Here is a 20128-nt window from a genome sequence, read left to right as displayed (position 1 = left end):
GCTTAGCTTTTAGGTGTTTCGAGGCTAAGGCAGCCAATGTCGAGGAGAAAATTCATGCCAGCCGAAGACAAGATCATGATTCCCGGCGCTCCGTCGAGCGAACCTCCCACCGTTGAAGAACCCACGGCCGCCCGTGAACCGCTGGCGCCCAAACCGGACCAGCAGGGGCCCGAGGCAGTCTCTCCCACCGGAAGCCCCACCGGCGAGCCGGCCAATTCGCGGGCGCAGTCGGGCCAGTACCTCACGACAGCCCAGGGACTGCGGGTCGGCGACACTGACCATTCCCTCAAGGCCGGGCCCCGCGGACCCATCCTGCTGCAGGACCACCACCTCCGGGAGAAGATCACCCATTTCGACCACGAACGCATCCCGGAACGCGTGGTCCACGCCCGCGGCGCCGGTGCCCACGGCGTCTTCCGCTCTTACGGAACGGCGTCCAGGATCACCAAAGCCGGCTTCCTGGCACCGGACGTTGAGACGCCCGTGTTCGTCAGGTTCTCCACGGTGCTGGGCTCCCGGGGTTCGGCAGACGCCGTCAGGGACACCCGTGGTTTCTCCACCAAGTTCTATACGGATGAGGGAACGTACGACCTGGTCGGCAACAACATCCCGGTGTTCTTCATCCAGGACGGCATCAAGTTCCCGGACGTCGTGCATGCAGCCAAACCCCATCCCGACCGGGAAATTCCGCAGGCGCAAAGCGCCCATGACACCTTCTGGGACTTTGTGTCGCTGCACACCGAAGCCCAGGCGCACACGATGTGGAATATGTCCGACCGGGGTATCCCCCGCTCCTACCGGACCATGGAAGGATTCGGCGTCCACACGTTCCGGCTCTCTGACGAGGCAGGCAACACCACCCTGGTGAAGTTCCACTGGAAGCCGAAGCAGGGCGTCCATTCCCTGGTCTGGGAGGAAGCACAGATCATCAACGGCATGGATCCGGACTTTCACCGTCGGGACCTTGCTGATGCCATCGAGGCGGGCGCCTACCCGGAGTGGGAACTCGGGGTCCAGACCTTCCCCGACACCGAAGACCAGATGTTCGAAGGCATCGACCTTCTGGACCCGACCAAGTTCGTCCCGGAGGAACTTGCCCCGGTGCAGCCGATCGGACTGATGACCCTGAACGCGAATCCGACCAACTACTTCGCCGAGACCGAGCAGGTGGCCTTCCACCCCGGTCACTTGGTCCCGGGCATCGACGTCACCAACGACCCCCTGCTCCAGGTGCGGCTGTTTTCCTACCTGGACACGCAGATTTCGCGGCTCGGAGGCCCGAATTTCGCCCAGATCCCCATCAACCGCCCGCACGCTCCGGTCAACGACATGCTCCGGGACGGCATGCACCAGACGGCGGTCCACGGCGGAGTTGCCCCCTACCGCCCGAATTCCCTGGACGGTGGCTGCCCCTTCCTGGCAGGGCACGACATGGGAGCGTTCGTGGACGTGCCCGAGGAGCTTGCTGCCAGCGTGAAGGAGCGCCGCAACCCGGCCTCGTTCGACGATCACTTCAGCCAGGCCCGGCTGTTCTTCCGCAGCCTCACCCCGGTGGAGCAGGACCACGTCATTCAGGCCTACACGTTTGAGCTTGGCAAATGCTATGAAGCGGCGGTACGGGAACGCCAGCTGATGGCGTTGGCCAACATCGACGCCGGTCTTTGCGCGGCCGTCGCCATCGGACTCGGGATGCCGGCACCCGGAGCCACGGTCCAGGTGCCCGATCCCGGGCCCAGCCCTGCGCTGTCGCAGGTCGGCAAGACCTGGCCCGTTGCGGGCAGGGTGGTGGGACTCATCGTCGACAGCTCCAGTGACCTGTCCGAGGTCAGTGCCGCCCGCGAGGCACTCGACGCTGCCGGCGTTGTCCCGCTGGTCATCGCGCCGACTGGTGGCGTCCTGGGCGCCGGCACGAACCAGGAGGTCGTGGTGCAGCGGACGTACCTGACGGCCCGGTCCACCGAGTTCGACGCCCTCCTGGTCGCAGCAGGCGGATCGCCAGCGGCTGATGCCGAACAGGGCCGCGACGCCAAAGCGGGCGAACCGGCCACGCGCGTGGACCCCCGCGTCGTCCTGATGCTGTCCGAGGCGTACCGGCATGCCAAGGCCATCGGTGCGTGGGGAGCCGGCTCCGGGGCGCTGGAAGCCGCCGGGATCACCCGGGACACCCCCGGAATCACGGTCGGGGAGGGCCCGGACGCCGTGGTTCCCGCCGTCCAGGAAATGCTTGCGTCCCACCGGGCATGGGACCGGTTCCCCGCCGCTCCGCAGGCCGGCGAATAGCGCTTCCCCAGGAGCGCATCTCCAGTCCCGTCGGGCCGGCGTCGACATGCGCCGGCCCGACGGGCTTTGGCTGCCCGCCGGCTTTCGCGCCCCGGCCTGCGGAACTCCTGCCTCGAAGTCACTTGGTTAAGCCCGGCCGGGGCCCCGGTTTGGTTTGGAACTTAGGGAAGCCTAAACTAATCGGCGGGCCACAGGGCCCGGTTCGATCAGCCCGCCCGGCCGCGGGCCTCCTTCACCCAGGTGGTTATATGCGCTACTCCCTGCCTGCCTCTGTCTCTGCGGGACTGGCAGCCCTCCTCGCCTTGACCGGTTGCGGCTTCACCGGATCCGGCGACAGCTCCGCCCAGTCAACGCAGGATGCGGACAAGCAGCAGCGGATCGTCGTGGACAATTTCAGGGCTCCAGTGGCGAACTGGGCCCTGGAAAGCGACGCCGCCTACATCCTTTCCCTCTCGGGCTGCCTGGAGACCCTGACCCGCTATGACGAAGCCGAAGGCAAGATTGTTCCGTCGCTTGCCACCGAGTGGAAACAGTCATCTCCGATGGAGTGGGACTTCACCATCCGTGAGGGCGTCGAATTTCAGGACGGTACCCCGCTGACCGCGGACGCCGTCGTCGGGTCCCTGCAGCGGGTCCTCAAGGCTGCGGTGCCCGCCAGGGCCTTCAACCCCAAGGTCGTCAGCAGCGTCACAGCCCTCGACGGGCGGACCGTCAGGGTCACCACACCCACCGAAAGCCCGCTGGTTCCCTACCGCCTGGCCAGCGTGAACACCGGCGTCCTGTCTCCGGCCGCCTTCGAAGGGAACAACGTGAACCCCTTCGGCCACTGCACCGGTCCCTTCACCCCGGTGTCCGAGAAGGCGAAGCAGTCCCTGACCCTTGACCGCAACGCAAACTATTGGGGCGGGGAAGTGCAGCTGGCCGGCGCCGAGGTCCGGTTTGTGACCGACGGCGCCACCCGCACCACCCAGGTCCAGACAGGCGAGGCCGACGTGTCCCTGTCCATCCCGGTTTCCGGCCTGGCGGCCCTTGAATCCGACAGCAACGTCAAGGTCCTCAAGGCTGACTCACCCCGCACGGCCACGCTGTACATGAACAACGGCAAAGCCCCCTTCGACAAGGTGGACTTCCGCAAGGCTGTGACCTCGGCGCTGGACCTCGACGCCCTCGCCGCCAGCGTTTACGAAGGTGCCGCCGTCCCCGCCAGCGGCCCGTTTGCACCCTCCGAACCCTGGGCCGGCGGAACCCAGGATGCTCCCGCCAAAGACGTGGACGCCGCAAAGAAACTGCTTGCCGACGCCGGGTACTCCGCGGACCGTCCCCTGGAAATCATCGCCATCGTCGAGCGTGCGGAATTCGCCGACGTGGCAGCCGTCATCCAGGACAACCTCAAGGCCGTGGGCGTTCCGGTGACCATCCAGACCAAGGAATACGCCGCCGTCGAGCCCGATCTCCTCGCCGGTAATTACGACATGGTGCTCAGCCAGCGCAACCGGCTGATCGACATCGCCGACCCCATCGGTTTCCTCACCGCCGACTACACCTGTGACGGCACGTACAACCTCAGCCATTTCTGCAACGAAGAGTACGACGCGATCATCGCCAAAGCTTCCACGACGGCGGACTCGGACGAGCGCTACGGACTCTACGCCCAGGCCGGCAGGATCCTGAAGGACCAGGCAGTCAACGTCTGGCTGGTCAACGAGCAGGCCATTGACGCGGTCCGCACCAACCTGCAGGGCCACACCCAGGATCCGCTGGCGCGTTACGTCCTCCGGGCCCAGACCGCCAAGCCTGCATCCTGATACTGATGCCTGACCTGAAGACCCCGGATCGGATCCACGCGTGATCAGGTTCCTTGCTCGACGGACAGCGGCCCTGGTGACCGCTGTCCTTCTGGCGTCCTTCGTCGTGTTCCTCATCCCGTACCTCACTCCGGGCGATCCTGTGCGCAAAATCATCCGTTCGCGGGTGGCCGGGGACGTCATCGACGACTCATCCGTGCAGGCGCTCTCCGCGGAATTGGGGCTCCACGATCCCCTCTGGAAGCAGTACCTGGGGTGGCTGGGGAACCTGGCCGGTGGGGACATGGGGCTGTCCCACACGAGCCGCACCCCGGTGATCGACCAGGTGCTGCCCGCGCTCGGCATCACCGTCTCCATCGTCATCATGACATTGCTGGTGGCGGCCGTGGTATCCCTGGTGCTTGGCGCCACTGCGGCTCTTCACGAAGGGCGCACGCTGGACCGCTGGATCAGCGCTGTCACCCAGGCATTCATTGCCATCCCCGAATACTGGTTGGCTCCACTCCTGGTCCTGGTCTTCTCACTCCAGCTTGCCTTCCTCCCCTCAGCGGGCTGGAGCGGCCCCTCTTCCGCGGTGCTTCCGGTCACGGTGCTGGCGCTGCGCCCCACCAGCTTCTTCACCTCAGCCGTGCGGGAAGGAGTGCTCCAGTCCCTGGGTTCCGACCACGTGGCGGCCGCCCGGAGCCGCGGGATGTCCAGGACGGCAACGATGATGCGGCACGTCATCCCCAACGGCCTGCTGCCGCTCACCACTTCCGTCGCCATCTGGTTCGCCGGGCTGCTGGGCGGCTCGGTGATCGTGGAAGTCATGTTCTCCATACCCGGGATGGGCCGGCTGCTGTTCGACGGCGTGATCAACAGCGACATTCCCGTGGCGCAGGGCGCCGTAGTGGTAGTGGTGGCGCTTGCCGTGCTGCTCACCACTGCCGCCGACCTGGTGCATACCTTGCTCAACCCCCGAATGAGGTCCGCCGTTGCGTAGACTCCCCTTCCATCTGTGGATTACGTGCACGGTCCTTGCGGCCATCGTGCTGGCTGTGGCCTTGTCACCGTGGCTGGCGCCGTACCCGCCCGCTGAACAGAACCTCGCCATAAGGCTTGCTGCGCCCAGCGGGGCCCACCTGCTGGGGACGGACCACCTGGGCAGGGACACCTTCAGCAGGCTGCTCGACGGCGGCCGCTTCTCCCTGACACTTGCCGCGCTGGCTACCGTGCTCACCGCTCTCGCGGGCACCGCCGTCGGCGTGCTCAGTGCCAGGCGCGGCGGCTGGCTGGATGAGTTCCTCACCCGCACCAACGATGTGCTGCTCGCCATGCCGGAGATGGTGGTTGCGCTCTTCCTGGTGGCAGTGCTGGGCACCGGCTACCACTCTTTGCTGTTGGCCCTGACCGTGACCGGCTGGACACCGTTCGCACGGCTTGCCCGCTCCCTGGCCATGGATGTTTCAGCCCGGGGATTCGTGGAAGCAGCACACGTACTGAAGTGTCCGCCGTCGTTCATTGTGCTCAAGCACATCATCCCGCACCTGGCCGGTCCGCTCCTGGGACAGGCCACGCTGAGGTTCGGCCACTTCCTGATCAACGTGGGCGCCCTGTCCTACCTGGGACTGGGCGTGCAGCCGCCGCAGTCCGACTGGGGCTCCATGCTGGCCGCCGCGCAGCCCTATGCCGCGCGCGCCCCGCTGACCATCCTCGCCCCCGGGCTGGTCATTTTCGCTGTTGCGCTCAGCGTGACGCTGCTGGGCCAGCATCTCTTCCGCACCTCCAGGACCGCGGCGGCCGTGACCCCGACGGCGGTGCCCGTCAATGCGTAGCGGACTGGTCATCGAGGGGCTGAACGCGGGAGTCCTGCCGGCGGCCGGCGGCTCCCCCGGCATCCTGCACGAAGTCAATTTGCGGGTGGAGCCGGGTGAGTTCGTTGCCCTGGTGGGGGCCTCGGGGAGTGGCAAAACCATAACGTCCCAATCCATCACCGGGCTGCTCCCCGCCAACGTCTCCATCCGTTCCGGGTCCATCCGGCTGGGCGGTACCGAGCTGCGGGATCTCAGCGAGGCTGAGCTGAACCGCGTCCGCGGCGGCCGGATCGGCATGCTGCACCAGCAGCCCAGGCGCATGTTCAATCCACGGATGACCGTGGAACGCCACATCCGTGAGCCGCTCAGACTGCACCGCGGCCTCCGCGGCCGCGAAGCCGCGGCGGAGGTCCTCCGGCTTCTTTCCGACGTCGGCTTCGACCGGCCGCGGGACATTGCCAGGGCTTACCCGCACCAGTTGTCCGGCGGGATGGCCCAGCGCGCCATGATGGCCGTGGCGATGGCAGGTCAGCCGGAACTGCTCCTGGCTGATGAACCCACTTCCGCGTTGGACAAGGTCCTGGAACGTCAGGTCCTGGAGCTGCTGGACCAGCAGCGGCGGAACCACGGGTTGGGGGTCCTGTGCATCACCCATGACCTGCCCACGGTGTCCGCGTTCGCAGACCGTGTAGTCCTGATGAAGGACGGCCGGATCCTGGAGGAAGGTCCGACGCGGACCGTCCTCACATCACCGCAAACCCATTGCAGCACCTGGGAGCTTCTGCAGGCGTCCGCGTTGGACGGGCGTGCCCGGCCGACAGGGGGCAGCGCCGTACCTTCCGGCGGGCCCACCCCCGCCGCCATCCTGGACCTCGACCGGGTCAGCAAGTCCTTCCCGTCCGGGTTCCGCAGGACAACTACAGCCCTCAAGGACGTTTCCTTGTCCCTGCGGCGGGGTGAAATCCTGGGCGTGCTGGGCCAGTCGGGGTCCGGAAAGAGCACTCTGGCGCGCCTCCTGGTGGGTCTTGGCACCCCGGACTCCGGGACGATAACGACGGCACCGGGGATGGGCGTCCAACTGGTATTCCAGGAACCGTATGACGTGTTCGATCCCCGGATGACACTGCGCGCAAGCCTCGAAGCGCCGCTCCGGCAGGCCGTCCCGGTCAGCAAGGAGCGCCTGGACCGCATCAACCAGGTGGTGTCCGAGGTGGAGCTCGATCCTGCCGTCCTGGAACGGCGGCCCGGGCAGTGCTCCGGCGGGCAGCTGCAGCGGCTCACGATTGCCCGTGCCCTGCTGCTGGAACCGGCCGCCCTGGTGTGCGACGAAGCCACCTCGGCGCTGGACTCCGTGACCCAGCGCAAGATCCTTGACCTTTTGCTGAGGCTGCACCGGAGCAGGGGGTTGTCCCTGCTGATGATCTCCCACGACATGAACGTCATACGGTACATGAGCCACCGCGTGGCAGTCTTCTACCGGGGCGAGGTGGTTGAGCAGGCCGCCGTGGCGGACTTCTTTGCCGCCCCGCAGCACCACCACAGCAAGCAACTGGTGGCGGCCGTGTCGCCGCCGTCCCGGACAGCTGTCAGCGATTTCGGCGTCAGCACTGAAGAAGGACTTCATCATGGCACCCCCGCTGCGGTCTGAAACGTCCACGCTGCTGGGGGCCCAGCTTGTTTTCAACGTTGGCTTCTATGCGGTCGTCCCCTTCCTGACCAGCGCGTTGTCCGGCGAATACGGAATGGGAGCGGCCGCCGTCGGGCTGATCCTGGGCGCGCGGACCTTCAGCCAGCAAGGAATGTTCCTGGTGGGCGGGATGCTGGCGGACCACTGGGGCCCCAAGCGCTCGATCCTGCTGGGCTGCCTGGTGCGGATTGCCGGCTATGTCACGCTGGCACTGGCCACGGATTTCAGCCTGTTCCTCCTGGGCGCAGTGCTGACTGGTGCCGGTGGTGCGCTGTTCTCACCGGCACTGGAATCCCAGCTGTCCAGGGCCGACGGGACGGAACAGCCCCAGTCCGGAAAGCGCCGCTCCGTGTTCGTGTGGCTGGCCCTGACCGGGGAGTTCGGGGCCCTGGTGGGCCCATTGATCGGCGCTGCACTCCTGGGCTGGGGATTTGATGCGGCGCTGGCCTTCGGGACGGGAATCTTTTGCGTGGTCACCCTCGTGCTGTGGTTCCGGCTGCCTGCCTCACCCCGCCCGAAGCGCCAAACCGGCGATGGCGGCGGCAGGCGCACAGGCCTTGCTTTCCCCGAAGCTGCGAAGGACCGCCGGTTCTTCCTGTTCTGCGTCCTGGTGAGCGTGAACATGGTGGCGTACAACCAGCTCTACTTCACCATTCCGCTGGAGCTGAACCGCCTGGGACTCGGCGAGGCGTGGCTCGCCGGCCTTTTCCTGCTGGCGTCCGTCCTGACGCTGCTCCTGCAGCTTCCCGTGGCTGCAGGAGTCCAGCGGCTCGGTGAAGCACGGGCGATGTCGGTGGGCTTTGTGCTGCTGGCACTGGCTTTTGTGCTCGCAGCGACGGCCAGCACAATGCGGGAATCCGGTGTCTCTGCCGTCGTGATCCTCGCTGCAGCCGTGGGCCTCCTGGTCCTCGGCCATATGAGCCTGACGCCCACCATTCTGTCCGTCATCCCGCGGTTCCTTCGTTCCGGCACCGCCGGCCGGGGTGCCTATTACGGCCTGGCCGCCACCTGCGGCGGCGTCGGCGTACTGCTGGCCAACGGCACCTTGGGATTCCTGCAGTCCACGGCGGGCCAGGCGGGGTGGGAACCCGGCCTTTCCTTGCTGCTGTTGGTGGCCCTGGCGGCCGCGGCTTCAGCCGTCCTGCCCTTTGTGGTGCCGTCCGAGTCGGCCGCCATCCGGGTGGGAACGCGCGCCCGGACGGCCGCAGTCAAGCGCTGATCCCGACGCCTGTTTACCTGCCGCCGCCGGCATTCGGCGGGGAGCTGCGCGTGGACCTTCAGGGGTAGCCCACGGCGGCCTTCCGGAGACATGATGGCACTATGACCGATTCACAGCGGAAGCTGTCCGCCGCCGAGCTCGCCCAGGCCGGGCTCACCGGGTGGCGCCCGGCCGGCGAGACCCTCACCGCAACCTTCAGGACCCGCAAGTTCGCAATCGGGCTGGAGCTCGTGAACCGCATCGGCGCCTCCGCCGAGAAGGCCAACCACCACCCCGATCTCACGCTTACCTATCCCGAGGTAGGGGTGACGCTGTGGAGCCACGATGTCGGAGGGATCACCAGCCGCGACATAACCCTGGCCCGCACCATCAGCGGCCACGCCGCGGACGTCGGCGTCTCCGCCGAAGACTGAGGTAACCGCCTGCGCCGCTGCGCTGTAGTCAGTCGAGCAGCGCGACGCCGAAGTCGGCGACGACGGCCCGCAATTCCCTGAGGTAGCGCTGCGCTTGGTCGGTCAGCGGAATCGAGGCGTGGCCGATCCAGCCGATCTCGATGCGTTCGTCAACGTCGAGCGGGATGGCGACGATCTCCGGGTCGAGCTGCCCGCTGATGATGCCCGTCGAGATCGTGTAGCCGTGGAGCCCGATCATGAGGTTGAAGATCGTGGCACGGTCAGAGACCCGGATCTCCTGCTTGCTGGACAAGGTGGAGAGAATCTCCTCGGCGAAGTAAAAGGAGTTGTTCGCACCTTGATCGAAGGTCAGCCGCGGCAAGCCGGCGAGATCGGCGAGGGTTGCACGCTCGTTTGAGGCGAGCGGGTTTCTTCGTGAAATGAAGATGTGTGGATCTGCGAGGAAAAGCGGAGTGAACGCGAGCCCGGATTCCCGGAGCAGCTTGTCGATGACTTTCCGGTTGAAATCGTTCCGGTAGAGGATGCCGATCTCGCTGCGGAGCGTCCTGACGTCCTCGATGATGTCCCACGTGCGGGACTCACGGAGCGAGAATTCGTATTCGGCCACCTCACTGGCCTTGACCATCCGGACGAAGGCGTCCACCGCGAACGAGTAGTGCTGCGTTGACACCCCGAGCAGACGTCGCGTCGGCGGCCGGCCAAGGTAGCGCTGCTCGAGGAGGGCGAACTGCTCGACCACTTGCCTGGCATAGCCGAGGAATTCTGCCCCGTCGGCGGTGAGGGTGACCCCGCGGGCGGAGCGAAGCAGGAGCGCACGGCCCACCCGCGCCTCAAGGTCCTTCATCGCTGCGGACATTGTTGGCTGCGCTACGTAGAGGAGGTCGGCAGCCGCGGAGATCGATCCCTCGGCTGCAACTTCTATGAAGTAGCGGAGCTGCTGCAGCGTCAGTCCGCTCGAAAGTTGGGCCATAGGAAAAGTCTATATGAATGCATAGCAGCGCCTAGTTACCCGATACCCGCCGAAAGGTTGCACCATGGATTCAACCCCTTCTGGAAGGCCGTCTCCGGCCCATCGACAACGGATTGGCAGCACATGGCAGACGACTTTACATTCAGTATCACCACCACCCGCTTCGACGAGGACTACTCCCCGTCCGAAGGCTCCCGGATAACGACGAACTTCGCCAACCTGGCACGGGGCGAGCACCGTCAGGAGAACCTCCGCAACGCCTTGACGATGATCCGGCGCCGCTTTAATGATCTCGCAGACTGGGACAACCCGGACCGGGACCGCTACACGCTCGAGCTTAATATCGTCTCCGCGCAGATTGAGTTCACTGCGGAAGGCACGGATCAGCAGTTCCCCCTGTTCGAGGTTCTCGACATCCAGATCGTCGACCTGCTGAACGGGGTCCGCCACCAGGGAATCGTCGGGAACAACTTCTCCTCCTACGTCCGTGACTTTGACTTCAGCGTCGTACTGCCGGCGGCAGCAGGGGACTCAGGCAAGCCCACCGTTCCCGAAGACTTCGGCGATCTTCACGGCAAGCTGTTCCAGCACTTCCTCGACTCCCCGGTAGGCCGGGAACACTTTCCGCAACCGCCGGTGGTCTGCATCAGCGTCTCCACGAGCAAGACATACCGGCAAACCGGGAACCGCCACCCGGTCCTGGGCGTCGAGTACCAGCAGGACGATTACTCCCTGACGGACGCGTACTTCGGAAAAATGGGGCTGCAGGTCCGCTACTTCATGCCCCGCGGCAGCGTGGCTCCCCTCGCCTTCTATTTCCGGGGCGACCTGCTCAACGACTACTCCAACCTGCAGCTCATCGGCACGATCAGCACCATGGAGACGTTCCAGAAGATCTACCGCCCGGAGGTCTACAACGCGAACTCTGCCGCCGCCGCCGTCTACCAGCCGAGCCTGGGCGAGCAGGATTACTCGCGGACCCAGATCGCTTACGACCGCGTCGAGCGCAGTCAGCTCGCGGTCACGCAGGCGAAGTACACGGAGGAGCACTTCATCACGCCCCACAAGGATCTGTTGGACCAGTGGACCGCCAACTACCCCGCTCTCGTCAACTGACCCACGGAGAATCGTCAATCATGAACACACTTTTGCCCACCACCCTTGTCGGAAGCCTGCCGAAACCAGCGTGGCTCGCCCAGCCGGAGACTTTGTGGTCCCCGTGGAAGCTGGAGGGAGACGCGCTGCTCGAGGGCAAGCAGGACGCGCTGCGCATCGCCATCCACGAGCAGAGCCGGCGCGGCATCGACATCGTCAGCGACGGCGAGCAAACCCGCCAGCACTTCGTCACGACCTTCATCGAGCATCTCAGCGGGGTCGACTTCGAACAGCGCAAGACCGTGCGCATCCGCGACCGCTACGACGCGAGCGTGCCCACCGTCGTCGGGCCGGTGCGCCGCGAAAAGCCGGTCTTCGTCGAAGACGCAAAATTCCTCCGCGCAACCACGGACAAGCCGATCAAATGGACCCTTCCCGGCCCGATGACCATGGTGGACACACTCTACGATGACCACTACAAGAGCCGCGAAAAGCTGGCCTGGGAGTTCGCCACGATCCTGAACCAGGAGGCGAAGGAACTGGAGGCCGCCGGCGTGGACATCATCCAGTTCGACGAGCCCGCGTTCAACGTCTTCCTTGATGAGGTCAAGGATTGGGGCGTGGCTGCGCTTGAGAGGGCGGCCGAAGGACTGCGTGCGGAAACCGCCGTGCATATCTGCTACGGCTACGGGATCAAAGCGAATACTGACTGGAAGGCGACTCTCGGCTCACAGTGGCGGCAGTACGAGGAAACGTTCCCGCTGCTGCAGGGCTCCAGCATCGACATCATCTCGCTGGAATCCCAGAACTCCCATGTGCCCATCGACCTCATCGAGCTCCTCCGCGGCAAGAAAGTCATGCTCGGGGCCATCGACGTTGCAAGCGAGACCATCGAAACCCCGGAGGAGGTCGCCAACACGCTCCGCAAGGCACTGCAGTTCGTCGATGCGGACAAGCTCATCCCCAGCTCCAACTGTGGCATGGCACCGTTCCCGCGGGACGTCGCACTGGCCAAGCTGACTGCCCTCAGTGCGGGGACAAGCATCGTTCGCGAGGAACTCGCCCGCTCCCCCCGGGTGTCCTAACGGTGTTTCACGCCTACCCCACCGACACCTGGCTCGAGGCTCCGCGGCAAAGCTTCCCGTCCTCCCTCTCGGCCGATGAATTCAAAGCACTGTTCCGTGGGCACCCGGGAGGTGTCGCCGTCGTCACGGCCGACGCCGGCGAAGGGCCTGTGGCGCTGACGGTATCGTCGGTCGTGTCGGTGAGTGCGGACCCTCCGTTGCTGATCTTCTCGGTCTCGGCACTGTCTTCGTCGTCCGAGGTGCTGTCGCGCGCCGAAACCGTCGTCGTGCACCTGCTGGACGCGCACGACGTCGGCTTGGCGAAGTTTGGAGCGACCCCCGGCGTCGACCGCTTCGACCAGACGCACCGCTGGTCGGCCCTTGAAACCGGCGAAGCGGTGTATGACGATGTCCGCGCCTGGGTGCGCTGCGCCGTCATCGACCGCATGGAGGTGGGGACCTCCACCATCATCGCCGTTCACGCCCTGGAGTCCCGCGTGATGCGTGACGTCCAGGCCGGCGAACCCGGCGACGCCCTGGTTTACCACAACCGTTCATGGCACCGCCTGGGCGAGCATTCCAAGCTGGAAGGCTGAGCGCAGTCCCGACAATGCGGGGCGAAAAGCCAAACCGAGGACGACGGCGGGACAGTAGTCCCGCCGTCGTCCTCGTTTGATCGGAGCACCCATCAAGTTCCCGCGGGCACTTCAGTAGTAGCCCACGGCGGCCTTCCGGAGCCATGATGGCACTATGACTGATCCCCAACGGAAGCTGTCCACCGCCGAGCTTGCCGAAGCCGGACTCTCCGGCTGGAGCCTGACCGGCGACGCCCTCACCGCCACCTTCAGGACGCGAAAGTTCTCAACCGGCCTGGAGTTCGTCAACCGCATTGGCGCCTCCGCCGAGGAGGCCAACCACCACCCCGACCTCACGCTCACGTACCCGGAGGTCAGCGTCACTCTCTCAAGCCATGATGTCGGCGGAGTTACCAGCCGCGACGTCGACCTCGCCCGCACCATCAGCGGCCACGCCTCGGACCTTGGGGTCGCCGCCGCGGAGTGATTCCGCGCCGTCAGGCGGGGCGAAGGGAGCGTCGAGGCGCTATGAGGTCTTACGGATGTTGGTTCGACACACCGCATGTTGGTATTCCAGGAGTTCGTGTTTGTAGTGGAGCAAAAACTCGTGCCTGTAGTGAAGTCCTACCCACGATGACGCAACGATCTCGTCTATATAACTCACAGGCTGCAACGGTGCTTGCCCGGTTTTGGGCATCGGCTCCGGTTCACTGGATCGCGTCCCGTTGATCGGACTGCTGGTGCGAAACAGTCGGCGCAGAATCATCGTCTCTCATCTCGGTTCATAGGTGGTGAGAGCAGGTGCCCGGACCAGGTAACGGTCAAGGACATTCCCGCGGAAGATGGACAGGGGTGGGACCTAGAAGGCCTTGAGGATGTCTTCGACGCGTTGTTTGGCGTCGCCGAAGAGCATCTGCGAGTTGTCGCGGAAGAACAGCGGGTTCTGGACTCCGGCGTAGCCTGCGGCCATGGAGCGTTTGAACACGACGACATTTTCGGCTTCCCACACTTTGAGGACCGGCATTCCGGCGATGGGGCTGCCGGGGTCTTCTGCAGCGGCGGGGTTGACGGTGTCGTTGGCGCCGATGACCAGGACCACGGAGGTGCTGTCGAGGTCGTCGTTGATTTCGTCCATCTCCAAAACGATGTCGTAGGGGACCTTGGCTTCGGCAAGGAGGACGTTCATGTGCCCGGGCAAGCGTCCGGCGACCGGGTGGATCCCGAACCTGACGTTCACGCCCCGTTCGCGCAGTTGGTGTGCGAGTTCGGCCACGGGGTATTGGGCCTGGGCGACGGCCATGCCGTAGCCGGGGGTGATCACGACGGACGAGGCGTTGGTGAGCATTTCGGCTGTTGCCTCGGCCGTAATTTCACGGTGTTCGCCCTGGTCTGCGTCCCCTGTGCTGGCAGGCGCGGCGATGCCGAAGCCGCCGGCGATCACGGAGATGAAGGACCGGTTCATGGCCTTGCACATGATGTAAGACAGGTAGGCGCCGGAGGAACCAACCAGTGCACCGGTGATGATGAGCAGGTCATTGTTCAGCAGGAAGCCCGCCGCGGCCGCGGCCCAGCCGGAGTAGCTGTTGAGCATGGACACGACGACGGGCATGTCGCCGCCGCCGATTGAGGCCACCAGGTGCCACCCCAGTCCGAGGGCAAGCACCGTCACAACGACGAGGAGCCAGAGCTGGGAGTCATTGACGTACCAGACGGTCAGGGCGACGAACACGGCCAGGGCGCCGAGGTTGATGGCGTTCTTGCCGGGCAGCATCAGCGGTGAGGATTTCATCCGGGCCGACAGTTTCAGGAACGCGACGATGGACCCGGTGAAGGTGACCGCTCCGATGAAGACGCCGATGAACACCTCGGCGTGGTGGACGTCCTTCAGTGCTCCGGTCAGGTCCGGGGCTTGAAGGTGGCCGTTCCAGCCAACGAGTACCGCGGCCAGGCCGACGAAGCTGTGCAGCAGCGCGATGAGCTCGGGCATGCCGGTCATCTCTACCACCCGGGCGCGCCAGAGCCCGATCGCACCGCCCACCAGGACGGCGGCGACGAGCAGGGCCAGGCCGGTCAGGCCGTGGTTTGTTCCCCAGGCACCTTGCAGGGTCAGCCAGACCGTGGCAGCCAGCGCGATCACCATGCCGGTGATGCCGTAGATGACACCGGCCTTGGCTCTTTCGTGCTTGCTCAACCCGGCGAGGCTGAGGATGAACAGCAGGGCCGCGACGACGTAGGCCGCCCCGGCGATGGATTCCGCGGTCAGCGGACCAGAGACGGCGTCAGGCAAAGTAAGGCTCCTCGAGATGATTTCTGTTGCTTCGGTGGGGTGGCTCATGAACGTGCCTTCCCGGCCGAGAACATGGCGAGCATGCGACGGGTCACGGCGAAACCGCCGAAGATGTTGATGCTGGCCAGCAGGACAGCGACGGCCGCGAGGACCTGCACCACGGGGTTCTCCGAGGTGACCTGCAGCAGGGCACCGACCACGATGATTCCCGAGATTGCGTTGGTGACAGACATCAGCGGGGTGTGAAGGGCGTGGTGTACTTTCCCGATGACGTAAAAGCCCACCACGACAGAAAGCATCAGCACCGTGAAGTGCTGCGGCAGCGGCGCCGGGGCCACCGTGTTGATGCCGAAGAGTGCCGCGATCCCCGTAGCGAACAAAACCGCCTTGCCCGCAGGACCGAGGGCTTCCTTCTTCTTCGGCGGACTTGTTTCTTCAGCCGTGGACCGGGCCTGGGCGGCGGGAGCGGGGGCAGCGGAGACCTGCACCGGGGGCGGCGGCCAGGTCTTCTCACCCTCCCGCACCACCGTCACTGAACGCTGGACGACGTCGTCGAAGTCGATTCTCAGCTGCCCGTCCTTCTCCGGGGTGAGGAGCTTAAGAAGGTTCAACAGGTTGGTTCCATACAGCTGCGAGGCCTGGGCCGGCAACCGGGCAGGCAGGTCCGTGTAGCCCAGGATGACCACACCGTTTTCGGTGACGGTCCGCTCCCCGGCCACTGAGCCTTCCACGTTTCCGCCCTGGCCTGCAGCCATATCAACGATCACGCTGCCCGGCTTCATCGCGGCCACGTCATCAGCCGTGAGCAGCTTTGGCGCCGGCCGGCCCGGGATCAGGGCGGTGGTGATGATGATGTCCACATCGGCTGCCTGCTCGGAGTAGATCTCCGCTGCCCGCCGGTTGTATGCCTCCGACGTTGCCTTGGCGTACCCATCCGAGGATTTCATCTCCTCCTCAACCTCTACCTTGAGGTAGGACCCGCCAATGGACTTGACCTGATCCGCGACCTCCGGCCGCGGATCGGTCGCACGCACAATTGCGCCCAGGCTCGAGGCCGCACCGATCGCCGCCAGCCCGGCAACACCAGCACCGGCCACCAGGACCTTTGCCGGCGGGACCTTGCCCGCGGCCGTCACCTGGCCCGTAAAGAACCTGCCAAACTCATGGGCCGCCTCAATCACGGCACGGTACCCGGCGATATTAGCCATCGAACTGAGCACATCCATCGACTGCGCACGCGAAATCCGCGGAACAGCATCCAACGCCAGCGCCGTAATAGGACGCGCCGCAAGTGCCTCCACCAGCTCAGGCCGCAGACCCGGGGCCAGCATCCCAATCAGCGTCGCACCGTCTGCCAAACGGCCAATCTCCTCCTCCGAGGGTGGATTGATCCGCAGCACCACCTCGCTGCCCCACGCCTCATCAGCACCCACCACCGAGGCACCTGCAGCTTCGTAGTCCTCATCACGGAAAGCCGAGGACTCCCCCGCGCCCTTCTCGACGACGATCTCGTAGCCCAACTCCAACAACCGCTTCACCGTGGTGGGCGTCGCCGCCACCCGGCTCTCGCTGCCTAACTCGGCGACAATGCCAATACGTGTCACTTTGATCTCTCTCTTTATCGTGGAATGCCCCGGGGAATTCTGTTGCCGGGAAGTACTAGGGACCTGTCCTGCATACGAAGACCAGCCGCCGTCGGGACGGACGACGCCGGGAGGCTGCGTAGCTCCGCCCCGTCCCTTGGAACGGGCTACTACGAGGCCGGGTTTGTAGTCCGCGGGCGCCAGGCGCCCCTCGCTAATGGGTTTGGGCGGCGGTGCATGGCTGAGCGCTGCAAGTTTGTTGGTACGCAGTCTGCGATTAGTGGATCGGGAAAGGCGGGTTCGGGCAGAGCACTTCCTGGCCCGAGTCCATGACCGCATGCAGTAATTTCGTCGTAGCGGGCCTGCCTGCCGTCGTCACCGCGACGCGTTCCGGAGCAACTGGTGCTACGCCTGCCGTAGATATTTTCTGCGGGGGCCTGGCTCCGCCGCGGAATGCCAGGCCAGCGCAGTACTCTCTATAGCTGTCCGCTATATCCCGGTCCGTCGCTTCGACGATCTGTGGCCTTCCATGCGGCCGCCGCCTGGGCGACACCGAAGTCGGGCTCAGAGCCCAAAAGATTATGCCGACGCGCGAGTTCTTTCATGCCAATCCACTCCTCATTGAGCTGGCGGTCGAGCCGCGGACGGACCCGACCAAGCACTGATATATCTGTAATACTGCTAAAAACATATCAGACGAGTCCTCGTCTCACCAGCACCTACTGGGAATTGTTGGCGTGACAAAAAGCGGGGCCGGCAGGGGATTGTCGGCATGGACCCGGCGCTGGTGGAGCTGCTGATCCCGCGGGAGGTGGACCATGAAGGACTTGCCATGATCACCCGCCACTCAGCGTGCGTCCGGGCCATGGCTTGTCCTCAGGGTTGGCGTCTATGAGCCTTATATGGGTCTCTGACTCAGCGCGAGTAATGACCGAAATCCTCTGCGAGGCACGGGTCTTCGGAACCCGCCAGCAAATCATCCAGGAGGGCAAACCGTCCTTTCTGGAGCATTCGCGGATCCCGGCCATGGAAGATGCTGCGCCGCTGTACACACAAGCCCTCTACAGGCCTTTGACCTGCAGGATTTCACCTCTTAGTCAGCGTGAATCCTCCGGTGAGGATGAGGCCCCGACCTGCACGGCGTAACGCGCGCCAGCCGGTGGAACAACCAAACCCGACGGCACTCTACCCGCCAGAACGATGAGTAACTCGACACGGCGGGAGCACCTACTTCATCAAGTACCCGGCCGGGACGGCTATGGGACATAGATATAGGCAAGACCGGGACGGCGCCGCTGAGGTATTCAAACGGGTCATGCCGTTTACTCCACCAGATACATGGCAGTGTTTCGCGGGCCTCCGGCGCGGTCCCGTTCTTCTCTGGCGCTGATTGTCTTTTCGGGCGTCGCCTTGTCTAATATTGCCGCGTTTGGCCCCTTCTCAGCGCATGCAGTGATTGTCAGTCCCATCACGAGCACAGCCATGGCGGCCGTGAGAATCTTTATTAAGCACACTGAGCGGGTCCGTGTCATCGCCGGCGCGCACGAGCTTCGGGTTGAGAACCCCGTTGATGTCGAGCGGAATGAGCGCCTTCATGAGCGGGTAGCTACCGCACTGAAGAAGACCAGCCAGATGCTGGTGGCCAGACCGAAGATGCCGACGGCGTAGCCGAAGCCCAGGGCTGTCATGGCCGCCAACCTACCGCGGCCGCCGCGCTTCTCGATCTGGTGGAGGGCTGCATGGCCAGCGCCGACGGCGAACACCGCAAGGACCGCCATGCCCATGACGATGAGCCCGGCCACCGCGACTACAGCGCACACGAGCGAAACCACCGCCAACGCGTCAACCTTGTCAGTCCTTGCTGCAGCTGACGTCTCCATGAGTCCCCCACCCTTCGTCGATTTGGGGCCGAGTCTACTTTGAGGCCCGAACTCACTGTGACAGTTGCACCCCGAACTGCGGCCGCGATGCCTGCTCCGCTGGCCGGCCACCCGGAGGCGCAGCACACGGGCGGACGATAACCCTGTCGGGTTGGTGGCGCTATGACACTTAAGATGGCCGTTAGGCCGTCAGAGGTGCCCGGCGCTACTGAAGGCTTTCGAATACCATGGTCGCCTGGATGCGGTCACCGCCCCCCAGCCCCTTGCTCCCGCTGCTGGAAGTAGTAATCGTATGGAGCCGGTAACCCTTCGCCGCCTGAGCGTTGATTGTCTTCTCCAACTCGGTCAGGTTCCCTGAACCCGTTCCCCAAAGCTTCTCCTTGAGGATCACCTGCAAAACCACGTAATGCACGAACAGTTCCCTCCCATAACTGGCCACTTTCCGGCAATGCTACTTCAAGCCTTGCAGCCGATGCCTAGAGAAGCCCGTACCGGGAAAAAGACACCGCCGTCCCGCGGCACCGACTAGTCCCGCGCATGGAAGGCCCTTTCCGTATCACCGACGACGACCCCAGTTTCATCGAGGACATCCGGGAACTGAGCCTGCTAAAAGCGGGGCCCAAGGACCGGCCCAGTACGAGACGGAAAGTGTGAACCTTGTCCGCATCACCTTGTTGGGGGCGCTGGAGGACTACCGGGGCACCAGCGTATGGAAATCTATGCGGCGGAGTCCATCACAGCGGCAGTGCCCGCGGCGAACCGAATTCTTCGGCGTCGTCGAGCTCCCCCAGGTCGCCTCGTCGCAGGACCACCGGTCCGGTACCCAGAACCGTGACTGCACCGACCGCACCGGCCACCGCGGGCAGGTCGACGGTCACGCCGTCCAACGCGCCCTCGCCGTATGCCGTGACGCGCCGATGGTCTCCATCGAGCATCAGCGCGACACTGCGAGGGTCAACGGCGAGGCCATCGCCGGTTGCCTTGACCACACTTTCCACCCGGACCCACTCGTCGAGTTCCCATTCACCGGCCGTGTGTGCGGCAAGCGCCTCGATGTCGATGCCGACGGGCTGCGCCGCCACTGCCACGGCAACCAACCCGCCACTGTGACTGAGGGAGGCGTGAACGCCGGTATCGGGGAACCAGGGCTTTCCATGCTGGTCCGAACCGCAGCGCCGGCAGCTTCGCGAGACGCGCAGGTCAGCCATCCGGACTCCGATGATGCGGGCTACGGCACGCCTCAGCAGCTCAGTCCCCGCCACCGCACGCAGACGGTCGGCGTCCCGTGCCAGGCGGGCGATACGGTGAGCATCCGCAGGCAGGACCGGGACACCCGCGAAGGCCGAGACCGGCTCGCACCACCAGCGGACCGTTGCAGGTGCCGGGCGGGGCGCGAGGGGCATCTGGGAAGTCAATGCGTAACATTCCTAAAGTCGATGTAAATATGGGTCGGCTACAGCGTATAGTCACTTCCGTG

18 protein-coding genes are annotated in these 20128 nt (G+C 64.9%); 11 read left to right on the top strand and 7 right to left on the bottom strand.

Annotated elements, in window-relative coordinates; genetic code table 11:
• The first annotated feature begins 54 nt into the window (after positions 1-54).
• The 7 genes from AS031_RS05810 to AS031_RS05780 all read left to right on the top strand — a co-directional run bounded on the left by AS031_RS05810 (position 55) and on the right by AS031_RS05780 (position 9197).
• Positions 55-2280: a catalase gene (locus AS031_RS05810; protein WP_058267186.1), complete on the top strand. Its 2226-nt coding sequence runs from the start codon at positions 55-57 to the stop codon at positions 2278-2280.
• Between the two features lie 248 nt (positions 2281-2528).
• The gene (locus AS031_RS05805) at positions 2529-4085 is read left to right on the top strand and encodes an ABC transporter substrate-binding protein (protein ID WP_058267185.1); all 1557 of its coding nucleotides are present in this window, start codon (positions 2529-2531) and stop codon (positions 4083-4085) included.
• 40 nt (positions 4086-4125) lie between these two features.
• Complete coding sequence (locus tag AS031_RS05800; RefSeq protein ID WP_058267184.1) at positions 4126-5067, top strand: ABC transporter permease; 942 nt, start codon at positions 4126-4128, stop codon at positions 5065-5067.
• A complete protein-coding gene (locus AS031_RS05795; RefSeq protein ID WP_058267183.1) occupies positions 5060-5899 on the top strand; it encodes an ABC transporter permease in 840 nt (279 codons plus the stop codon). The genes AS031_RS05800 and AS031_RS05795 overlap by 8 nt, the downstream gene beginning before the upstream one ends.
• Entirely contained in the window at positions 5892-7526 is a 1635-nt protein-coding gene (locus AS031_RS05790) for an ATP-binding cassette domain-containing protein (protein ID WP_058267182.1), read from the top strand. The genes AS031_RS05795 and AS031_RS05790 overlap by 8 nt, the downstream gene beginning before the upstream one ends.
• A complete protein-coding gene (locus AS031_RS05785; RefSeq protein ID WP_058267181.1) occupies positions 7504-8784 on the top strand; it encodes an MFS transporter in 1281 nt (426 codons plus the stop codon). The genes AS031_RS05790 and AS031_RS05785 overlap by 23 nt, the downstream gene beginning before the upstream one ends.
• Positions 8785-8885: 101 nt before the next feature.
• A complete protein-coding gene (locus AS031_RS05780; RefSeq protein WP_058267180.1) occupies positions 8886-9197 on the top strand; it encodes a 4a-hydroxytetrahydrobiopterin dehydratase in 312 nt (103 codons plus the stop codon).
• A gap of 28 nt (positions 9198-9225) precedes the next feature.
• On the opposite strand, the gene AS031_RS05775 is transcribed toward AS031_RS05780, so the two are convergent.
• The gene (locus AS031_RS05775; RefSeq protein WP_058267179.1) at positions 9226-10167 is read right to left on the bottom strand and encodes a LysR family transcriptional regulator; all 942 of its coding nucleotides are present in this window, start codon (positions 10165-10167) and stop codon (positions 9226-9228) included.
• Between the two features lie 123 nt (positions 10168-10290).
• On the opposite strand from AS031_RS05775, the gene AS031_RS05770 reads away from it, so the two are divergent.
• From AS031_RS05770 to AS031_RS05755, 4 genes are all read left to right on the top strand, one after another.
• Positions 10291-11283, top strand: a complete 993-nt coding sequence (locus AS031_RS05770) for a DUF1852 domain-containing protein (protein WP_058267178.1) — start codon at positions 10291-10293, stop codon at positions 11281-11283.
• A 20-nt stretch (positions 11284-11303) separates the two neighbouring features.
• Positions 11304-12347, top strand: coding sequence for a methionine synthase (locus tag AS031_RS05765; RefSeq protein WP_058267177.1), 1044 nt, complete (start codon positions 11304-11306; stop codon positions 12345-12347).
• Positions 12348-12349: 2 nt separating this feature from the next.
• A complete protein-coding gene (locus AS031_RS05760; RefSeq protein WP_058267176.1) occupies positions 12350-12922 on the top strand; it encodes a flavin reductase family protein in 573 nt (190 codons plus the stop codon).
• 154 nt (positions 12923-13076) lie between these two features.
• A complete protein-coding gene (locus tag AS031_RS05755; protein ID WP_058267175.1) occupies positions 13077-13388 on the top strand; it encodes a 4a-hydroxytetrahydrobiopterin dehydratase in 312 nt (103 codons plus the stop codon).
• 372 nt (positions 13389-13760) lie between these two features.
• On the opposite strand, the gene pntB is transcribed toward AS031_RS05755, so the two are convergent.
• The 6 genes from pntB to AS031_RS05725 form a co-directional block, all read right to left on the bottom strand.
• On the bottom strand, positions 13761-15236 hold the full coding sequence (pntB, locus tag AS031_RS05750) for a Re/Si-specific NAD(P)(+) transhydrogenase subunit beta (RefSeq protein WP_228379571.1): 1476 nt from the start codon (positions 15234-15236) through the stop codon (positions 13761-13763).
• A complete protein-coding gene (locus AS031_RS05745) occupies positions 15233-16792 on the bottom strand; it encodes a Re/Si-specific NAD(P)(+) transhydrogenase subunit alpha (protein WP_058267174.1) in 1560 nt (519 codons plus the stop codon). Before AS031_RS05745 ends, pntB begins: the two co-directional genes overlap by 4 nt.
• Before the next feature lie 1419 nt (positions 16793-18211).
• Positions 18212-18367, bottom strand: coding sequence for a hypothetical protein (locus AS031_RS19925; protein WP_158505821.1), 156 nt, complete (start codon positions 18365-18367; stop codon positions 18212-18214).
• Entirely contained in the window at positions 18364-18651 is a 288-nt protein-coding gene (locus tag AS031_RS05735; protein WP_058267172.1) for a hypothetical protein, read from the bottom strand. The genes AS031_RS19925 and AS031_RS05735 overlap by 4 nt, the downstream gene beginning before the upstream one ends.
• Positions 18652-18856: 205 nt before the next feature.
• A complete protein-coding gene (locus AS031_RS05730; RefSeq protein ID WP_141688765.1) occupies positions 18857-19063 on the bottom strand; it encodes a DUF4177 domain-containing protein in 207 nt (68 codons plus the stop codon).
• Positions 19064-19385: 322 nt separating this feature from the next.
• Entirely contained in the window at positions 19386-20054 is a 669-nt protein-coding gene (locus tag AS031_RS05725) for a 4'-phosphopantetheinyl transferase family protein (RefSeq protein WP_058267170.1), read from the bottom strand.
• Positions 20055-20128 lie beyond the last annotated feature (74 nt).

This window comes from Pseudarthrobacter enclensis, from assembly GCF_001457025.1.
Lineage (GTDB): Bacteria > Actinomycetota > Actinomycetes > Actinomycetales > Micrococcaceae > Arthrobacter > Arthrobacter enclensis.
The sequence above is the reverse complement of the archived record's forward strand: the minus strand, read 5'-3'. Positions and strand labels throughout refer to the sequence as shown.